General features: G+C 67.8%; 7 protein-coding genes. 5 read left to right on the top strand and 2 right to left on the bottom strand.

The window, feature by feature from the left end; all coding sequences use genetic code 11:
* Positions 1 to 146: 146 nt before the first annotated feature.
* The 3 genes from ABZ452_RS02280 (at position 147) to ABZ452_RS02270 (ending at position 5,990) form a co-directional block, all read left to right on the top strand.
* Positions 147 to 2,300, top strand: a complete 2,154-nt coding sequence (locus tag ABZ452_RS02280) for an MMPL family transporter (RefSeq protein ID WP_357938040.1) — start codon at positions 147 to 149, stop codon at positions 2,298 to 2,300.
* 297 nt (positions 2,301 to 2,597) lie between these two features.
* Positions 2,598 to 3,311, top strand: a complete 714-nt coding sequence (locus ABZ452_RS02275; protein ID WP_357938038.1) for a hypothetical protein — start codon at positions 2,598 to 2,600, stop codon at positions 3,309 to 3,311.
* A 237-nt stretch (positions 3,312 to 3,548) separates the two neighbouring features.
* The gene (locus ABZ452_RS02270) at positions 3,549 to 5,990 is read left to right on the top strand and encodes a M14 family zinc carboxypeptidase (RefSeq protein ID WP_357938035.1); all 2,442 of its coding nucleotides are present in this window, start codon (positions 3,549 to 3,551) and stop codon (positions 5,988 to 5,990) included.
* A 139-nt stretch (positions 5,991 to 6,129) separates the two neighbouring features.
* On the opposite strand, the gene ABZ452_RS02265 is transcribed toward ABZ452_RS02270, so the two are convergent.
* Positions 6,130 to 6,768 carry a GIY-YIG nuclease family protein gene (locus tag ABZ452_RS02265; RefSeq protein WP_357938032.1) on the bottom strand — a complete coding sequence of 213 codons (639 nt, stop codon included), beginning with the start codon at positions 6,766 to 6,768 and terminating at the stop codon, positions 6,130 to 6,132.
* Positions 6,740 to 9,814 carry a DUF3427 domain-containing protein gene (locus ABZ452_RS02260; RefSeq protein ID WP_357938029.1) on the bottom strand — a complete coding sequence of 1,025 codons (3,075 nt, stop codon included), beginning with the start codon at positions 9,812 to 9,814 and terminating at the stop codon, positions 6,740 to 6,742. Before ABZ452_RS02260 ends, ABZ452_RS02265 begins: the two co-directional genes overlap by 29 nt.
* 349 nt (positions 9,815 to 10,163) lie before the next feature.
* Between ABZ452_RS02260 and ABZ452_RS02255 the strand changes: the two genes are divergently transcribed.
* Together ABZ452_RS02255 and ABZ452_RS02250 are read left to right on the top strand one after the other, a co-directional pair.
* On the top strand, positions 10,164 to 13,736 hold the full coding sequence (locus ABZ452_RS02255; RefSeq protein ID WP_357938026.1) for a hypothetical protein: 3,573 nt from the start codon (positions 10,164 to 10,166) through the stop codon (positions 13,734 to 13,736).
* Positions 13,733 to 18,679, top strand: coding sequence for a DEAD/DEAH box helicase (locus ABZ452_RS02250; protein ID WP_357938023.1), 4,947 nt, complete (start codon positions 13,733 to 13,735; stop codon positions 18,677 to 18,679). The genes ABZ452_RS02255 and ABZ452_RS02250 overlap by 4 nt, the downstream gene beginning before the upstream one ends.
* Positions 18,680 to 18,774: the final 95 nt, after the last annotated feature.

The following is an 18,774-nucleotide window of genomic DNA, read 5'->3' as shown; positions in this document are numbered from 1 at the left end:
CGCCGATCCGTGCGGCGTCCGAAAAGGATTGCGGGGCGGCGGTAGCATGCACCGGGGGTAGCCAAGGCTGCCGCCAACGTGACGATCGGGCGGGCACCAATGTGCCGGGCCCGGACATCAGGAGAGCCGGACACGCGGGGGAGACCATGTTCGAGCGGCTGGGCAGATTCGTCGTGGGCAAGGCGTGGTGGGTGATCGCGGGCTGGGTGATCGCGGCCGCCGCCATCATCCTCACCACGCCGTCGCTGAGCGACATCACCTCCGCCGACCAGGAGAGCTTCCTGCCCCGCTCGTATGAGTCCGTGCAGGCCACGGAGCTCGGGCAGAAGGCGTTCCCGCAGCAGGCCGCCGCCACGGCGACGATCGTCGTCAAGCGCGCCGACGGGCAGAAACTCACACCCGCCGACGAGGCGAAGGTGGGCCAGGTCGCCCAGTCGCTCAAGGCCCGGAACATCCCGAAGACGTCCGGCTACCTGACCGGCCCGCCGGCCGTGGCGCCGGACAAGTCGGTGCAGGTGGTCAACGTCGGGCTCGAGGCCACCGCCCCCGACGACCCGGCGCTGCTCAAGGCCGTACGCGACCTGCGGGCCGCCCTCGGCCCGGAGTTGGCCGGCAGCGGGCTGACCGCCGGCGTGGCCGGCGACGTGGCGAGCTTCGTCGACAACGAGGACACCTTCAACAGCGCCTTCGCCGTGGTCGGCGTCGCGACGATCATCCTGATCATCGGACTGATCTTGATCATCTTCCGCAGCCCCATCGCGGCGCTGCTGCCCGTCGTGGTCGTCAGCCTGGTCCTGACCATCACCACCGGGCTCGTCGCCGCGGCCGGCAAGGCGTTCGACCTCAACGTGAGCCAGGACCTGCAGACGATCCTGCTGATCGTGCTGTTCGGCATCGGCACCGACTACATCCTGTTCCTGCTCTTCCGCTACCGCGAACGGCTGCGCGCCGGCGACGACAAGCGCACCGCGATGATCGTCTCCGTCCAGCGCGTCGGCGAGGTCATCACCTCGGCCGCCGGAGCCGTCATCGTCGCGTTCCTCGTGCTGCTGCTGGCCTCGCTCGGCTTCTTCGGCTCGCTCGGCCCGGCGCTCGCCATCGCCGTCGCCGTCATGCTGATCACCTCACTGACCCTCATCCCGGCCGTCGTCTCACTGCTCGGCCGGTACGTCTTCTGGCCGTCCAAGGCGTGGCAACGTACCCCCAAGGCCACCCTGTCCCGGCGCCTCGGCACCGCCGTCGGCCGCAAGCCCGCGCTCGTCGCGGCGGCCTCCGGCGCCCTGCTGGTCGCGCTCGCCGCGGGGGTGCTCGGCTACAAGGCCGACTACGACTTCAGCTCCGGCTTCCCGCAGGACACCGAGTCGGCGAAGGCCGCCGCCGACCTGCAGCGTGGCTTTGCCGCCGGCGCCCTGGCCCCGACGGAGGTCTACCTGACCACCGGCAACGGAACGCCGCTGACCGAGCAGCAGGTCACCGACTTCGCGGCGGCCGCGGCGAAGGCACCGGGAGTGGGGCAGGTGCAGCCGCCGGAGCGCAGCAGCGACCCGAGCGTGGCGCGGGTCAACCTGCTGTTGAACGAGAACCCGGTGTCCAACGAGGCGATCACGCTCGTCCGCGACGACCTGCGGTCCGCCCTGCACGAGGCAGCCCCGTCCGGCACCAAGGCGCTGGTCGGCGGGACGACCGCGATCTTCGCGGACATCAACTCGGCCAACAACCGCGACCTGTCGGTGATCCTGCCGGTGGCGGCGGCGCTGATCGCGCTCATCCTCGCGCTGCTGCTGCGCAGCCTCGTCGCGCCGATCTACCTGGTGATCGCGGTGCTGCTCAACTTCGCGGCGACGCTGGGGGCGACGGTCTATCTCTTCCAGGGGCTCCAGGGCAAGCCCGGCGTGACCTTCCAGCTGCCGATCATCCTGTATCTGTTCGTGGTGGCGATCGGGACGGACTACAACATCCTGATGATCGCGCGGCTGCGGGAGGAGGCCCGGGAGGGCAACGAGCCGCACGAGGCCGCCGCTATCGGGGTGGAGCATGCGGGGCCGACCGTTGCCGCGGCCGGGCTGATCCTGGCCGGGACCTTCGGGGTGCTGATGCTGGCGCCGATCTCGTTCCTGCAGCAGATGGGGTTCGCGGTGGCGATCGGGATCGTGCTGTCGGCGTTCGTCATGTCGATGTTCTTCGTGCCGGCGTTGACGGCGCTCATCGGGCACAAGGCGTGGTGGCCGGGGCATGGGGACGAGCGGCGCGTTGACGGGCCGCAAGCGCCGCCGGAGCCGGCGAGCGTGGCGAGCGCGTAGCGGTCGGCTCGGGCGTCGCGAGACCGGCCGTACGGGTTCCGATTGAGCCGACGCCGGTACGCCAGTGCGGTGCAACCGGACCCGGCGTGCGGGCGTCTCACGGAGGTGGAGACAGCGGGGATGCGTCGGCGCCGGGTACTGCCGTGGATCACGGTCGCGGCTCTGCTCGGCGGTTGTGGGTCCGCCGGGAACAGCCCCGCCGTCGACCCGCTCGACGGGCTGCGCCAGCAGGCAGGCGGCGCCCTGACCCGGTACGACCAGGCGGTTCGCGCTGCGGGAGGTGCCCCCTTCGTTCCGGTGGGGGAGCTGACCCGCCAACTCGGCGACTGGGAGCCGGCGAGCGGGTCCTACAAGGAGACCCTGTCGGCCGGCCGCGTCGAGGCTGCCACGACGCTGCCCGAGTCGCCGAAGTCGGCTGGCACCATCGTCTGGGCCAACGGCACCCGTCATGATGTGCCGTTGATCTCGGCGGGCGGGGCGTTGGCGCAGCTGCGCGCTTCGGGAACGGGCGACTGTTCCGGCTGCGCGCCGCTCAAGCTCACCGGGGCTCGACTGACCACGATGACGGTCCCAACCACCCGCGGCCCGGCGACCGCCCCGGCGTGGGAATACACCCTCGATGGAACGACCGTGCGGCTGGCGCGAGTGGCGGTGGATCCCTCGGCCATCGTCCGGGTGACCCCACCGCCCTGGGACGCCGATCACCCACACGAGGGGCTGGCGATCGAGTCAGCGACCACCAGCACCGCGAGCAACGAAATGACCGTCACCTTCACCGGCGCGCCCGGCTTCAGCAGCAAGGCGTGCGGGGCCGACTACAGCGCTATCGCGGTCGAGTCGGACCTGGCGGTCGTCGTGATCGTCATCGAGTACCGGCACGCCAAGGACGAGGTATGCCTGGCCATCGGAGCGCCGCGCAACGCCACCCTCAAGCTCTCACGACCATTGGGGGAGCGGGCGGTCCTGGAGGTGACGCAGGGCCTGCCGGTGGAGCTGACCATCACTGGCTGACCGTCAAGTTGTCCCGGCTCGGTGCCGGACTTCCCCGCCCAGCGTTCATGTGGTGGCCGCCGGCGTGAGCAGCTACCGCTCCCGGATGTACGAAATCTGGGTGGGTACCGGGCCGCCATAGATCTTGACTGGTGGTAAGACGGCGACGACGCTGTGTGTAGCTGCGGCAGCCGGGGGTGACCTACCCCGACGCCTCGACTGCGCGGCCTTCTGGATCACTGCGCCGGAAGGACTCTCATGAGGAGTACAGGAAGATCCCACGGACCGCGCCGATTCCTCGCCCTGATCGCCCTACCGCTGGCACTCGCCGTCAGCACACCCGGCCTCGCCAGCCCGAGCACGGACAACGCCGTGGCCCCCGACCGGTCGTCGACCGGCGAACAGAACGGCGTCGGCCTGATGCGCATCGTCGTCGCCGACAAGTCGGGCATCGACCGCCTCAACCAACTCGGCGTCGACCTCGCCGAGTACACCAAGCCCGTCGACAACGGCATCGAGGTGCACGCCATCCTCAGCCCCGAGGAGAGCCAGGCGCTGCGCGACAAGGGCTTCGACGTGCAGGACGCCATCTCCGACCAGGGCGACTACGCGCAGAACATGGCCGAGCGCGCCGCCGCCATCCGCGCCGCGACGGCTACGACCGCCGCCACCGACACCCTCACCGTGCTGCGGGCCGAATGGTTCACCAGCCTCGACAACCAGCTCTTCCTCAACATCGAGGTGAAGTCGAGCGCCGGCACCGACTCGACGACGGTGCTCACGGCGAGCTGGGACGGCGGACCCGGCACGGAGATCGGCTCCGGCGGCACCGCCACCATGTCCCGGTTCACCGACGCCGGCCAGTACATGTACCACCGGTTCAGCAACCCGGTCCCCATCACCGCCGCACCGGTGAAGGCCACCATCACCAGCAACAAGGGCGGGTCGGCCACGGTCGACGTCGCGAAGTGGCTGGGCAGCCCGCGCAAGAATCCCGGCAAGCACCCGTACGTGTCGGACTTCGTCGACCACTACATGGACCCGACCGAGGTCACCGCGCGGTTCACCGGCCTGGCCGCGGAGTTCCCGAGGCTGACCGAGCTGATCGACCTGCCCTACAAGACGAACGGCTACCGGCGCCAGGCACAGGCCCAGTTCGGCACCGCCGCGGCCAGCACCGTCTACGTCACCTCGACCGCGTACGGCTCAGAGGGCGGCAACGACATCACCGTGTCGCTGGTCAACCCGGGCACGACGAACGCCCCGCTGACGGTCAGCGTCTCTGGCAAGGCCGTCACGGTGCGCCTGGCCACCGACGGCTCCGGGGCGATCACCAGCACGGCGGCGCAGGTCGTCGCCGCGGTCAACGGCAACGCCGACGCGGCCAAGCTGCTCACCGCCAGCACGTACCGGGGCAACGCCGGCACGGGCGTCGTGGCCGCGGCTCCGGTGACCATGCTGACCGACAACCTGAAGGCGCCAGCGAGCGTGTCCCGCGAGCCGTTCCAGATGAAGGTGCTGCGCATCGGCAAGCACCGCGACGGCTCGAAGGTCGGCGTCTTCCTCTACTGCCAGGAGCACGCCCGGGAATGGGTGACCCCGCTGGTCTGCGTGGAGTCCGCCGAGCGGCTGCTGCGCAACTACGCCAAGGACCCGAACACCCGCAAGATCGTCGACGACCTGGACATCTTCATCCTGCCGGTCGTCAACCCCGACGGCGCGCACTACAGCATGTACGACTACAACATGCAGCGGCGGAACATGACCAACTACTGCCCGACGTCCAACGCGGACCCGGGCCGCCGCAACGCCTGGGGCGTCGACATCAACCGGAACTTCTCGGTCGGCTCCGTCTTCGACGGCTACGTCGGCGCGTCGGCGACCAGCTGCACCAGCGACACCTTCGCCGGGCCGAACGAGCTGTCCGAGCCGGAGGCGCGCAACGAGGTCTGGCTGGTCGACCACTTCCCGAACATCAAGCTCTCGATGAACACACACTCCTACGGCGGGTACTTCATGTGGCCGCCGGGGGCATACAAGGCCGAGGGGCGCGAGGTGCTGCCGCGGGTGGACCAGGGCACCGAGGCGTACTTCTGGACCTCCTCGGACTACATCCTGTCCCGGGTCCAGGAATACCGGGGCACGGCCATCTGGCCGGGCCGCACCGGACCGGTGACCGACGTGCTGTACTCGGCGGCCGGCAACAGCGCCGACGAACACTGGTACAACCGGGGCATCATCGGCTGGGACTTCGAGGTCGGCGCGGACATCTACAACCCGGCGACCGGGCGGTTTAGCGCGGTCGGCTTCCAGCCGCCGTTCGCCGAGGGGCATGAGGAGGCGATGGAGTTCGCCAACGGCAACATCGCGATTCTTGAGGTGGCCCGGGCGTACGCGACGGACAAGATCCAGCCGAAGACGTCGCTGAAGGTCGTTAAGCAGGAGGTGGGAGCGACGGGGTTCACGTTCAGCACCAGTGAGCCGGCGAACGTGTACTACACGCTGGATGGCAGCCGGCCGACGTACAGCTCGCCCAAGCTGGCGCTGGCGGGTATGCGTGAAGGGGTCCAGAACATCACCGTGAACAGCGACACGACGGTGAACTGGTTCTCGATCGACATCGCCGGCAACGTGGAGAGCAACTACAAGCCGGACGGACAGGGCAGCAACTACAACAAGCAGCGAGTGGCCGTTCAGTAGGCGATTTACCGCTCGAACGCTGGTGGCCGTCGACTGCGGGTCGGCGGCCACCAGCCTGTGGAATGCCGGGTCAGTTCTAATCGGCTGACGTCGCGCCTACCGGAGTTTGGGCGCAGGCCGCTGCGGCACGGCCGCGCAGTCATCGCTCCACTGGTAGCAACCGAGCGTGTGCCCGTTGAGCGGCGCGGAGCCCGGAGAGCTGGCTGTGAAACGCGCTATGACGGTTCTGGTCGAGGTTGAGCGGCAACACGCACGAACGGATCAACTCCTCCTCAAGCTTCCATGGCTGGTCCGTCACCGTCCATACGACCCGGGCGTGCTCGGCCATCCAGGCGGTGAGGCGCTTCTCGCCCTCTCGGCCAAATGTCATCCGGATGCCGCTACCGACCCGTCGCAGGCCAATCCCAAGCTCTTCCGAGAGGAGCGAGCCGAGCGTCAGGCGTAATGTCGAACCGGCCGCGTTGCCTCGGTAGTGATAGCGGATCCGGCTGCGGATCGTCTCTCGGCTCCGAGGGCGCCCGTTGCCCGGTGGCGCCTTCGGCGAGATCCCGACGTAGAGCAGCACCGCTCCATCCTGCGTGTGGCACCCGGAGGTCGGTACCAGGGGCGGCGGCGACGTGAAGTACCAGCCGTAGACACCTGGAGCCGCGGGTATCGGGCAGTCGCGCCCGCGGACCTCCTCAGCCCGGAACAGTCGGGAGGGACGAAGCAGAGCCTCCTCTGGAATCACAAGCGCTCCCTCGTCGGCATCACGCGGCGATCGCCCGAGCGGCGGCATACATGTCGGCGGGGAGCACATGCTGCAGCCGCCAGAGGATCCGCATCGGCCGGTCGCCGCTGTGCTCCTGGTACGTCATCGGCCCGGCGTACAGATAAGGCGGCGCGCCCAGGTCGCGGTCGGCGAGCTTGGTCTCCCGAAGAAACAGGTGAACCGTCGACCCGCGCTCGGCGTGGTGGATGTAGCGCTGCCCGGTCGCCGAGGCCGACGACGTGGTGCTCTGCGACTCCCACTGGAACAGGCGGTCGGTGATAGCCCGGTCGGCGTACATCGTTGTAGGGGAGTAGTGCTCCTCGGACTTGACCAGGGTGACGAAGAAGAGGTCGGCCTGCTCGTCCGGCAGCCATTTCACCCCCTCGCGCAGCGACCCCGGGTTCGCCATGCCGAAGGCTGCGCACGCCTCGTTCCGGCTGTAGCGGGCGTGCACCCGCAGCGGCACCCGGTCCGACAGCGGATCCACCGTCACCCGGTGGATCCGGTCTCGCAGCACCTCCGCAACCTGGCGCAGCTCCGCGCAGCGCGCCGGCTCCGCCCAGAGCCGCTTCAGCCGGGCGTCGCGCTCGGTCAGCGGCACCGACGGCCCCCACAGGCTGAAATGCAGCATGTCGAGTAGCCGCCCGCCGCCGGACTGCTCGCCGCTTGCGACCCGAGCGAGGAGGCTGAGCCGGTCGGCGTCGTCGATGTGCAGTATCCGCCCGATGGCGCGGCCGAGCTCGCGGTCGTCCTGCCCGCCGGTCGAGGTATCGATCCCCGCAAGGCGCCGCAGCCCCGCCCACCCGCCGACACTCGCCGACCGGTAGACGTCTTCGATGTCCAGGCCGGTCTCGTGCAGGAACTCGGCCAGGCTCACATCACCGAGCTGCCGCAGCTCTGCCACAAGGCCGTTCTTCGAGGTCGGCAGCGCTGACTTTAGGTTGGCGAGCACGAGCTCCTTCGCCACCCGGTCCAGCTCAACGTGGCAGCCACTCGGCAGCGACGGGAAGTCATCACGGACGGCGGCCTCGACGGCCCGCCGGCTGACTCCGGTCAGTGCCCGCCAGCGCAGGTCGAACCGGAAGTTCGAGTTCTGCCCGCCGATGAAGTCGAGCACGGTCAGGCAGGGCTTGTCGTCGTCGAGGCGCAGGCCGCGGCCGAGCTGCTGCAGGAAGATTGTGGCGCTCTCGGTGGGGCGCAGCATGAGGATCGTGTCGACCATCGGCAGGTCGACGCCCTCGTTGAACAGGTCGACGGTGAACAGGACCCGCAGCTCACGGTTGCGAAACGCGGTCAGCAGCGCCTGCCGCCCGGCGGGGCCAACCCGCGAGGTCACCGCCGCCGACGGTACGCCGTGCTCGGTGAACCAGTCGGCCATGAACTCGGCGTGCCCGATGCTCACGCAAAACCCAAGCGCCCGCATCCGCCCGACGTCGGCGGTGTCGCGAACTGCCCGCAGGATCATCCGCGCTCGGGCGTGGTTGCCGGTGTAGACGCCGTCCAGCTCGGCCGGGTCGTACCCCTGCCCGCGCTTCCAGCGCAGCTGCGACAGGTCGACGTCGTCGTGCAGGCCGAAGTACTGGAACGGCGCCAGCAACTGCCGTTCGAGGGCCTCCCACAGGTGCAGCTCCACCGAGGCGCGGCCGTCGAACCACCGGCGCACGTCGCCGCCGTCGCTGCGGTCGGGGGTCGCGGTCAGCCCCAGCAGTACGCGCGGCTGCAGCCGCTCCAGCAGCCGCGCGTACGTTGGCGCCTCGGCGTGGTGAAACTCGTCGACGATCACCATGTCGTACGCCTCGGGGTCGATCTCCTGCCGATGCAGCGACTGGATCGAGGCGAAGACATACTTCCAGTCCTGAGGCCTATCGCCGCCGACGAGGGTCTCCCCGAAGCTGCCGTCTCCCATCACCTGGCGGAACACCGAGCGGCTCTGCCGCAGGATCTGCTCCTGATGGGCTACGAACAGCAGCGAGTCGACGTGGCCGGCCTTGCGGAGCCGGCGGTAGTCCAGCGCGGCCACCACGGTCTTGCCGGTGCCGGTCGCCATCACCACCAGGTTCCGCCAGCGGCCGTGCACCAGCCGCTCGGCGTCCAGGTCGTCGAGGATCTCCTGCTGGTACGGAAACGGCCGGACGTCCAGGTTCGCGATCTCCGTCGGTGCCTCGTCGGGGCGCTCGCCGCGCAGGGCGATGCGTAGCCGGTCGGCGTCCTTCACGGGGTCGTACGCCTCGAAGGCCGAGTCATTCCAGTAGTCGGTGAACGTCGCCTCAAAGGTGTCGATGACGTGCGGCTGTTCCAGGTTGGAGATGCGGACGTTCCACTCCACGCCGTCCACCAGAGCGGACTTGGAGAGGTTCGACGAGCCGACGTACGCGGTGGTGGTGCCGCTGGTGCGGCGGAACAGCCACGCCTTGGCGTGCAGCCGGGTGGTCCTGGTCTCGTACGACACCTTGATGTCGGCGCCTAACTCGGCCAGCCGGTCCAGGGCCCGCTGGTCGGTCGCGCCCATGTACGTCGTGGTGATGACCCGCAGCCGACCGCCGCGGGCGATCAGGTCGCGGATCGCCGGCTCGATGATGCGCAGGCCGTGCCACTTGATGAACGCGCAGAGCAGGTCCACCTCGTCGGCGGAGGCCATCTCGTGGGTGACCTCATGACCGATGCGGGGTTGGTGGCGGCCGTTCACCAGCAGTGCGCCGCTGGAAAGCGGGGTGGTGGGGCGTTGCGGGAACGCCGGCGCGGCGGGTGGGGTCGGCGGGACCGTGATGGCGTGCAGCAGGCGCTGGGCGTCGGCGACCTGGTCGTCTGCGCCGACAGCGCGCGGCTCGGCCTGCCCGATGCTCTCGGCGATGCGGTTGGCCAGCTCGACCTGGCGGGCGAGCTTGTCATCACCACCGCCGACAGCGAGCAGCGCACGCCGGGCCAGCGTCGCGATGTGCCGGGCCAGTACGTCGTGCGCATCGGCCGGGTCGAGCTTGTCGTGCTGGACTAGGGCGGGGTCTACGTGCTGGAGGCGTTCGGCGAGCTGTTGGGTGATCAGGTGTTCGTAGATACCCCGGTCAAGATCAGTCACGCTGCGAAGGCTAACCACCACACGGGCCAACGCGCTGCCCCAAGCCGAGCGGTAGAGGCTACGACCTGAGGACCCCATCAAGGCCCCGAGCAGCCCGAATGGCACTGTCATCGACTCGATAGTTGTCCAGTAGCAATATCAACATCCGGGGCTATTGACATGGCAATGAGGCCAGCTCGGTCGGGCCGAATGGATGACTGCTCAGGGGTCCCGATGCCGGGACTCCTGGCGGTAGGGTCCGGGAACCGTCAGTGGGAAGTGGGGGTGACGGTGCTTACCGAGTTGGCGCTGTCGCCTGGGGGCGGGGCGGAGCGCGTGGGGGCGTCGGTCGTTGGTGACCTGCGCTTCGGTGAACATTGGGACGTGGTGGTCGGCTTGCCTCCCGGCGCCGGCAAGCCGACCCTCGTCGTGCACGGCCATCGCGCTGGCCGCCGCCGGCGAGCCGCTGATCGGCATCGCGGAACGACGACGCCGCTTTCAGGACGAGCGTGACGCTTCTCAAGCCTCGCTAGATCTCGCTACGTCTTCGCCTAGGAGATCCGAGGACCCGATGGGCTGGCGGCCCACGAAGACCGATGTTGCCGCGAGGATCGATGAAGGAGGGAAAGAGTTGTCGCGGGCGAGCGAGGCACTAGCCGATCAGGAACGGGCGTGGAGGCGGCGGCTCCGAGCGGTGTCGCTGGCCTGTGAGTTGGACGTACCAGAAGAAGCAGTCCGTACCGCGCTGCAGAACCTTGGCAAGCTTTACAGGGATCTCACCCATCCCGAGCGGCGAATTCTGTTGTTCGACCGCCTGCCGGCATGCGTGGTGGTCGGGTTGTCGGGCATCGGCGCGGTCGAATATAAACAGGGAACCTTCTGGCGCGCCGTCAGCCATGAGATGGGCGTCCGTCTCGAGACCGATGACCAGCGACTGCTTGGGGAAGCGTTCCGCCGAGGGCTTGACCGGTTCGACATGGCCCGTTTCACGGACTTTTCGCGGGTCAACGTCGACGAGATCCTCATGCATTCAGGTGTGCCCCTGTCCTGCCTCGCCGATTTTCTCCACGCACTACTGCGTCAGCAGGCGCGGGACCCAGACGTCCTCACGCCCGCGGAGTTCATGGAGTGGGCGACCGGTCCAGGCTGGGAGTCCCGGTTGTATGACCTGGGAAAGCCGCTACAGAACCTGCTCCGGCACGGCGGCGCTTACGTCGAAGACCTGGTCGACCGGTGCCTGGAACTGGTGGATCGGCTTCGGGAGCCGGTCTTCGTAGCCGATGGCCTGCAGTTGCCGGAAAGTTTGGTCAGAGAGGCAGTTCGTCTCGCCGAGTCGGATCTGCTCAACCTGTCGGCGGTTCGGGAGACTGGCGCGGGACTGGGAACCCGCCCCCGCCTTTTCCTGGACCCGTACGGAAGCGGCCTCACACTCTGGTTACCTCCGATACCTGACACGGCGAGCGGCGAGGTGACATGGGACCTCGTCTTCGGTGGTGAACCGCAACGGGTGCGAAGTCGCTCCTTCCACCCAGGAACAATGGACACCGCTCCGGCTGTCAGCGTGCCTCTACCACAGCCGATCCGGCAGGTTGATATCAATCTGCGCGGATACGACCTGAGCCTCGTGCTGCCGGTCGTGGACCCGGACGACCCGCTGATGGTGTTCACGGATGAAGGACGGCGAGTTCCGGCGTCGGCTGCGTTGCCCCCCACGTCGGTCTGGCTCATGTACCCGGCGGCCAAAGATGGGTCTGAACCGGTCGAGTTCGTTGGCACTCCGCTACACGGGGAGGAGCCGCCCGCTCCGTACGGCTGGGAGCAGTGGCAGCTGCGCCAGGTCAACCTGGCCGAGGTGACGCGCCTTCGGCTCGACGACAAACCCTGGCGCAACGTCGAAGGGGGTCGGCGCCCGAAGCTGGAGGTTTCGCCTCCGCTTCCGTGCGTGCGTAGCTCGCTTGACGCCCCCATCTGGGCCGAGGCGCCGCTCTTGCTCCTGCCCGGCGAAGACGGCATGACAACTGGCTGGACGATCCGTGTTCGCCGCCCCGGCTCTGCTCAAGTCCTCTCGGTCAGAGACATCCAGGTGGGTGAGGACACGCGAATCGACCCGTGGGCAGATGTGAAACGTCCCCTCATCGGGGCGTATGAAATCACCGTACGAGGACCGCTGGGCCGTGGCGTCTCGCACAAGTTCGCGTTCGCGGAAGGCCTGACTACGTCGTGGACGCCGGCGTGGCGAGAGCTGCGTTATACCGGCCTGCGCCCTTGCACTGTCACGCCCAACGCTGTTGACCCCGAACTCCACGTCACCCCTACCGCTGTTCGACTGGCGTCCGATGAGCCATACGCGACCTTTCTCGTCAGTGCGCACGGCGAGGACGGCGCCATCAAGGTCACCCCGCCTCACTTGGCTGTTCAGGCCGCGGGTGGGGGCACCAGGGCTGCCTGGTCGGTACATCCACTCCGCCTGGAGACCGAAACCATCGGCGAGACGCGACTGATGGTCCGCTTACCGGGGGAGATGCGAGCCGAGCTCGTTGTTGTCGATGGCGTTGACCCGGTCCAGCGGATCGGGTCCAGCGCTAAGGCTCCTCCCGGGATAGCCCGGTTCGAACTGGCACGCATCGCCGAAACAGTCCAGCGCCTTGGCACCGTGGAACTCAAAGTCGAGCTGGAGGGCCTCCAGTTCCCCGTGGCGAGGTGCGTACCTCGTAGCCTCGCCAGCGGCGTGAGCGTCGACAACGAGGGTGGCTGCCTTGTGGTGGAGGGCGGCGTCGTTGCCGAGGGGTTGACGGCTGGCATCTATCTGCCGTCCGCCCCCTGGCGCGAGGCCCACGTTGTTGCGATAGGCGACGACTTCCGTACGCCTCCCTTGCCGGACGGCCTCAGATGGGCGGGGAATCTGGTCGTTCATCTGCGAATCGAGGACCCGTGGATCCCGCAGGAGTGGCCTCGGTGGCCCGAGGCGTCCAACACGTTCATCATTCGCGGCCGAGAGTGGCGGGACATCGGCGGCGACAGCGACGAGGCTGCGCTGTCGCGATATCTTGCGGGCGCTGGGCCGCTGCCTAACTCGTCGGGCGTTATCAAGCTGGCGTTCGACCTCTACCAACGCGCGGACGACGTCAAGGGAATCGGAATCCATGGAGACCTCCGCGCCGTTGCCGCGACGCTTCTCGCCGCAGATCCTCGTGCGGCCTTAGCCTCCATACTTCAAGAGCGCCTGTCACCGTCGGTGACGGTGGCTCCGGTCGTGAGCTCCGGTCTCGTCATGCTCGCGCCCCAGCGCTACCTCTCTGACGACGATGAGATTGTGTTGTGGGGCCTCAGCCCGGTCGCGGCTGCCGTCGCCTCCGCACATCAGCTCGGGACGATGACGGTCCGCTCAGCGCTGTACGAGCGAATCGCAGGGGTGTGTGGCGCCCAGATGGTCGATGCCTTGCTCATGGCCGACCAGGATCCGTACGCCGGCGTCGGCGCGTTCGGTGCCGAGGCCGAGCACCTTGCTGCGATGGAAGCCGAGCAGTTGGATGCGCTCTGGTCGGCTGCTCCGGTCGTGCCGGGTGGAATTCTCGACGGTGACGAGCGCTGGAGTGCGGCGCGCGAGCTGTTCGACGCTCGACTTCGGCCCGGCCTGGTCAGCCTCGCAGGTAAGACGGAACGACAGCTGCGGCTGCTCGTGCGCTCTCTCGAGCGCGTCGGCGGACCCGAACTCGGGGCGGCCGTACGCGCTCGTGAACAGGGCCCGGGATGGCGTTCGCTGCCCGCGCTGTCGATCGCGTTGTGTCTCGCGTCGAGGCTTGCCGCGCGAGGGCACGAACCGCTGGTGACCGACATGCCGCGGCTAATCAAGGGCCACGGTGTACTCGCCCGACGCGCGCCTCGGCTGACCACCGTCGACGTCGTACTGGCCGAACTCCTCGTGACGGGATTGGACCTATGAGCAAGCTCGACCCCATCGCGACGACCAAGGCGATGGTGGACGCGTACCAGCGGTACCTGCACACCCTGATCGAACCTCGCGACCCAAAACTCGCCCGCGCGCTGGACGCGGCGATCGCCGCAGCGATCCAGGACGGCGTGACGAAAGGGCCAATCCTGGAGGTGACCCCGCCATACGCCCAGGGACGGTCGCTCCGTGAGCTGATCGGGGAAGGGGTGCTCCACCCGGAGTTCGCCAGTTTGGCCGGGGGGCTTCCGCTGGACCGGCCGCTCTACGTCCACCAGGAGCAGGCCCTTCGGAAGACGACCCAAGGCCGTAGCCTCGTCGTGGCAACAGGCACCGGCTCGGGGAAGACCGAGAGCTTCCTGATCCCGATCCTCAATCAGCTCATCGCTGAACGGGCAGCGGGCACCCTCGGGCCCGGAGTTCGCGCGCTGCTGCTCTACCCGATGAACGCCCTGGCGAATGACCAGATGAAACGCCTCCGGGTGCTGCTCCGCGACATGCCCGACATCACCTTCGGCCGTTACACCGGGGACACGAAGCACACCATCCGGGCTGCCACCAGTGTCTTCGAGCAGCAGAACCCAGGAGAGCCACGGGTCCCGAACGAGTTGCTCAGCCGCGAAGAGATGCGGGCAAAGCCGCCCCACATCCTGCTGACCAACTACGCGATGCTGGAGTACCTGCTGCTGCGCCCGCTGGACATGGACCTGTTCGAGGGGGACTTCGCCGGTAAGTGGCGGTTCATCGTTGTGGACGAGGCGCACGTATACGACGGTGCCCGGGGCGCCGAGCTCGCCATGCTGCTGCGCCGCCTTCGAGACCGCGTGGCACGAGATGGCGTGATGCAATGCATCGCAACCAGCGCCACGGTCGGAGGCGACCCGGCTGCAGCCGCTCACTTCGCCTCGTCGCTGTTCAACGTCCCGTTTGAGTACGACGCGACGGACGCCTCTCGGCAGGACGTCGTCGGCGCCACCAGAATCGACCACCCTCGGGGCCAAGACTGGGGGCCGATGCCAAGCGCTGCGTATGCACGCCTACTTGATGCCGATGATCCAGCGGCCGGGATTCTCGCCCATGCAGCCAAGGCTGGCTTCACTACCAGCGATCCTGGCCAAGCCCTGGCGCACGAGCAGCGGGTCATGCGCCTACGCAGCCTGTTGGCTCGAGGGCCGGTGCCGCTGCCTGACGTCGCCCGGGCACTGCTGCCCGCAGACGAGGAGGCCATTTCCGTGACGGCCGCCCTCGTCGCGCTAGCGAACTCAACACGCGACAAGACGGAGACGCCCGTGTTGTCCGCCCGATACCACCTCTTTGCCCGAGCGACAGAAGGAGCTTTTAGCTGCCTGGGGGGCAACGGCCCGCACGTCAGCTTGAACCGACGTGAACGCTGCGACTGCGGCGACGCCAGCTTTGAGTTTGGATGCTGCCGCCGCTGCGGCACGGTCTACCTCTCGGGGGCGCTGGAGCGAGTAGGCGCGAATAGGATCTTCAGGTCCCGTCGCACTTTCGATGAGCGCCGGGTGTGGCTGGCCCTGGCTGACGTGCTGAGTGCGGGAGCTGACGAGGACGACCTCACCCTGAACCCGCTCAAGGCGGTCGCCGGGGACGAAGGTGGGCTTTGCCCACGATGCGGCACCTTCAAGGTGGGACCGGCGGGCACCTGTCCGGCCGAGGGCTGCACCGGAGCCGAGATGCGGTCCGTGCGATTCATCAAGGACGGACAGGAAGAGCTGACGTCCTGCCTCACCTGCGGCGGCCGGGCCTCATCGCTGGTTCGGCTGTTCCAGACCGGCAACGAGGCTGCGGTCTCCGTCCTGGCGACCGCCCTTTACCAACTGTTGCCACCAGCACCCGAGATGGAACAGGCGAACCGGCCGGGTGGCGGTCGGAAGCTACTGCTGTTCAGCGACAGCCGACAAGCGGCGGCGTACTTCGCGCCTTACCTCGACCAGTCCTACGGCCGCCTCCAACGACGGCGGCTGCTGTACCGCGGCATCCTCAAAAGCCTCGCCGTTGACGGCGATGTGCGGCTCACTGACGTGGTCACGCATGCCGCTGCTGAGGCCAACCAGTTCGGCGTCTTTGAGACGTACGACTCCAAGCAGGCTCGGGAACGGAAGGTTGCGCTCTGGGCCCAACAGGAAATCATCGGCCTTGATGAGCGGCTGAGCCTTGAAGGGTCGGGTCTTGTCCGCTGGAGGATGTGGCGAGATCCTGCCTGGCAAGCCCCGTCACCTTTGCGGGCGCTTGGTTTGTCAGAGGACGAAGTCTGGGACTTGCTGAACGAATTGGTGCGCTCGGTCCGCACGCAGGGCGTCGTGGCGCCCCTTGAAGGCGTAGATCCACGTGACGAGGCTTTCGACCCGCGGCGGGGACCCATCTACATCCGTGAGACGGGGGCGGAAGCCAAGCGGAAGGTGATCAGCTGGAGTCCGACCAGCGGCGTGAATAGGCGACTGAACTACCTGACCCGGCTGCTCGCCCGGCTTGGGTCACCCACCGACCCGGCCGCATTGCTCCAGGGCACCTGGAGGTTCGCCACTCAAGGTCCTCCCAAGGTGTGGTTCCGCACGACCAACGACGCCAAGCTTGGTGTGGTGCACCAACTAGAGCCGCGTTTGCTGATGTGTGAGTCGGCGGAGGGCGCAACCCTGTGGCAGTGCACGGTGTGCCGGAAACTCGTACCCGTCGGGGTGCGTGGGGTGTGTCCGACGATGAACTGCAACGGGGAGTTGCTGCCTTGGACGTTGCCGGCTGTCGAGGTGGACGGCGATCACTACCGGGCCATCTACCGGTCGATGAAGCCAATCCCGCTCGCAGTACGTGAGCACACCGCTCAGTGGAGGGGCGAGCAGGCGGCGGAGATCCAGCAGCAGTTTGTCCGTGGCGAGATCAACGCGCTGTCGTGTTCTACGACATTCGAGCTCGGCGTGGACGTCGGTGAGCTTCAGGCCGTCCTGCTTCGAAACGTCCCGCCAGCTACCGCCAACTACGTACAGCGTGCGGGGCGCGCTGGGCGACGAACCGACTCGGCCGCACTGGTGGCCACCTACGCACAGCGAAGGTCCCACGACCTGTCGAGGTTCGCAGAGCCTAGCCAGATGATCGCCGGGCAGGTGCGGGCGCCCTACATCCCCTCGGGAAACGTGCGCATCGACCGCCGGCACGCACACTCAGTGGCGCTGGCAGCGTTCTTCCGGGACCAGTTCCGGATGTTCGGGACCGTCTGGCGCCAGGTCGGGGAGTTCTTCCTACCCTCTGACGGGCAGCCTGCGCCGGTCGGCGCGGTCGCCGATTACCTACGGCCAGTCCCCGACGCGGTGACCGAAGCACTCGCCAACGTCCTGCCGCTGACAGTGCAGCGGGAAATCGGCCTGGACTCCGGGGCGTGGGTTGACCACCTTGTGGACCTGCTCGAGACCGTCCGCGTCGAGGTCGAACATGACTTCGCGATTTATGCCGACAAGCGCGACGAGGCGGTCGAAGCCCGAAATTATCGTCAGGCGGATCTTTTCACGCGGCTGATGAACACGATCACGTCCCGTGAGCTCCTCGGCTTCCTCGGTAACCGGAACGTGCTACCGAAGTACGGCTTCCCCGTCGACACCGTCGAGCTCAAGCTCGGCTTCGCCGATCCAGAGGAGGCCAAGAAACTCGAGTTGTCGAGAGACCTCAGCAGCGCGATCTACGAGTACGCGCCGGGTTCGGAGATCGTCGCCGGCGGCCGGCTCTGGCGCTCGGGAGGCATCTACCGCCTCCCGGAGCGGGAGCCCGAGCGCCGGTACTACGCGGTCTGTGGGACCTGCAACTACTACCGGGAAGACCTCGACCGACTCGACTCGGTGTGTCCCTCATGTGGGGCGCAGCTGACCGGTGCGCCCCGCCGCTACATGGTGCCGCTCTTCGGCTTTGTGGCAAGTCGCGAGGCGTCACGCGCACCTGGTGGAAAGCCCCCGGTGCGTTCCTGGCACGGTGGCACCTATGTCGTCTCTCCGGGTGCGGAGGTCGAGGAGAGCATCCACGACTTGCCAGGAGGGAAGATTACTGCTCGAAGCGGCACCCGAGGTGAACTGATAGCCGTCAGCGACGGCCGGGGTGGGAACGGGTTCCTCATCTGCAGCTGGTGCGGCTTTGGCCTGCCGAACGGGAACAGGGCCCCGAGCAAGCACGAGAAGCCCGTCAATGGCAAGCCTTGCACGGGGCCATTTGAGAGTCTGTCGCTTGCCCACAAGTACCAGACCGACGTACTGGAGCTGAGCGTTGAGGGAGCCGCTGTTGTCGGACTAGACACCGACGCCTGGCGGTCGGTCCTGTACGCGATCGTCCAGGGCAGCAGCGAGGAGCTGGAGATCGCCCGGGATGACATCGACGGGACGGTCTTTGTGACTGACACCGGCGGCACCGCCCTGATGCTCTTCGACACCGTGCCCGGTGGCGCTGGGCACGCCCGCAAGATCGCGCAGAACCTCACGGCAGCTCTGGCGCGGGCGGTGAAGACCGTCAGTGACTGCGAGTGCGGACCCGAAACGAGTTGCTACCGGTGTCTTCGCGTGTTCCGCAACGAGAAGCACCACGAGCGGTTACGTCGCGGCGCCGCGGCCGATGTTCTCGCCCGGCTCATCGGCAGAGCCTCCACCGCCACAGCTGGCCTGCTGCGGCTGAGCCTGGCTGAGCTGCCCCAGGCCGGCGCCATCGAGACGCGGTTTCTGCTCGATGAGGCCCCGGGAGAGGTGTTCGAGCCCTTGGCCAACAACCATCTCGACCTCTACGACGGCCGACTGGTTATCGCGTCCATCTCGGGGGTGCCGGAGGTTGGCAGGCTGTGGCTCCGCTACGACGACACTGGGATCGCTGAGGCCGGTGTCCACCCACTCGATCGAGAGCCACGGCAGGCAAAGGCCGAGGCCGTAGAGGTGATGGCCGTGGCCGTATGAGGGCCTGCCCGGGCGATATCAACATCAGGGCCTGCTGAATGCAGGCGGGTCACCGCGGATCGCCCGAAAGGCTGAACACATGGGGGTCCCGCTCG

This window comes from Micromonospora sp. NPDC005707 (assembly GCF_040631005.1).
Taxonomy (GTDB): domain Bacteria; phylum Actinomycetota; class Actinomycetes; order Mycobacteriales; family Micromonosporaceae; genus Micromonospora.
The sequence above is the reverse complement of the archived record's forward strand: the minus strand, read 5'-3'. Positions and strand labels throughout refer to the sequence as shown.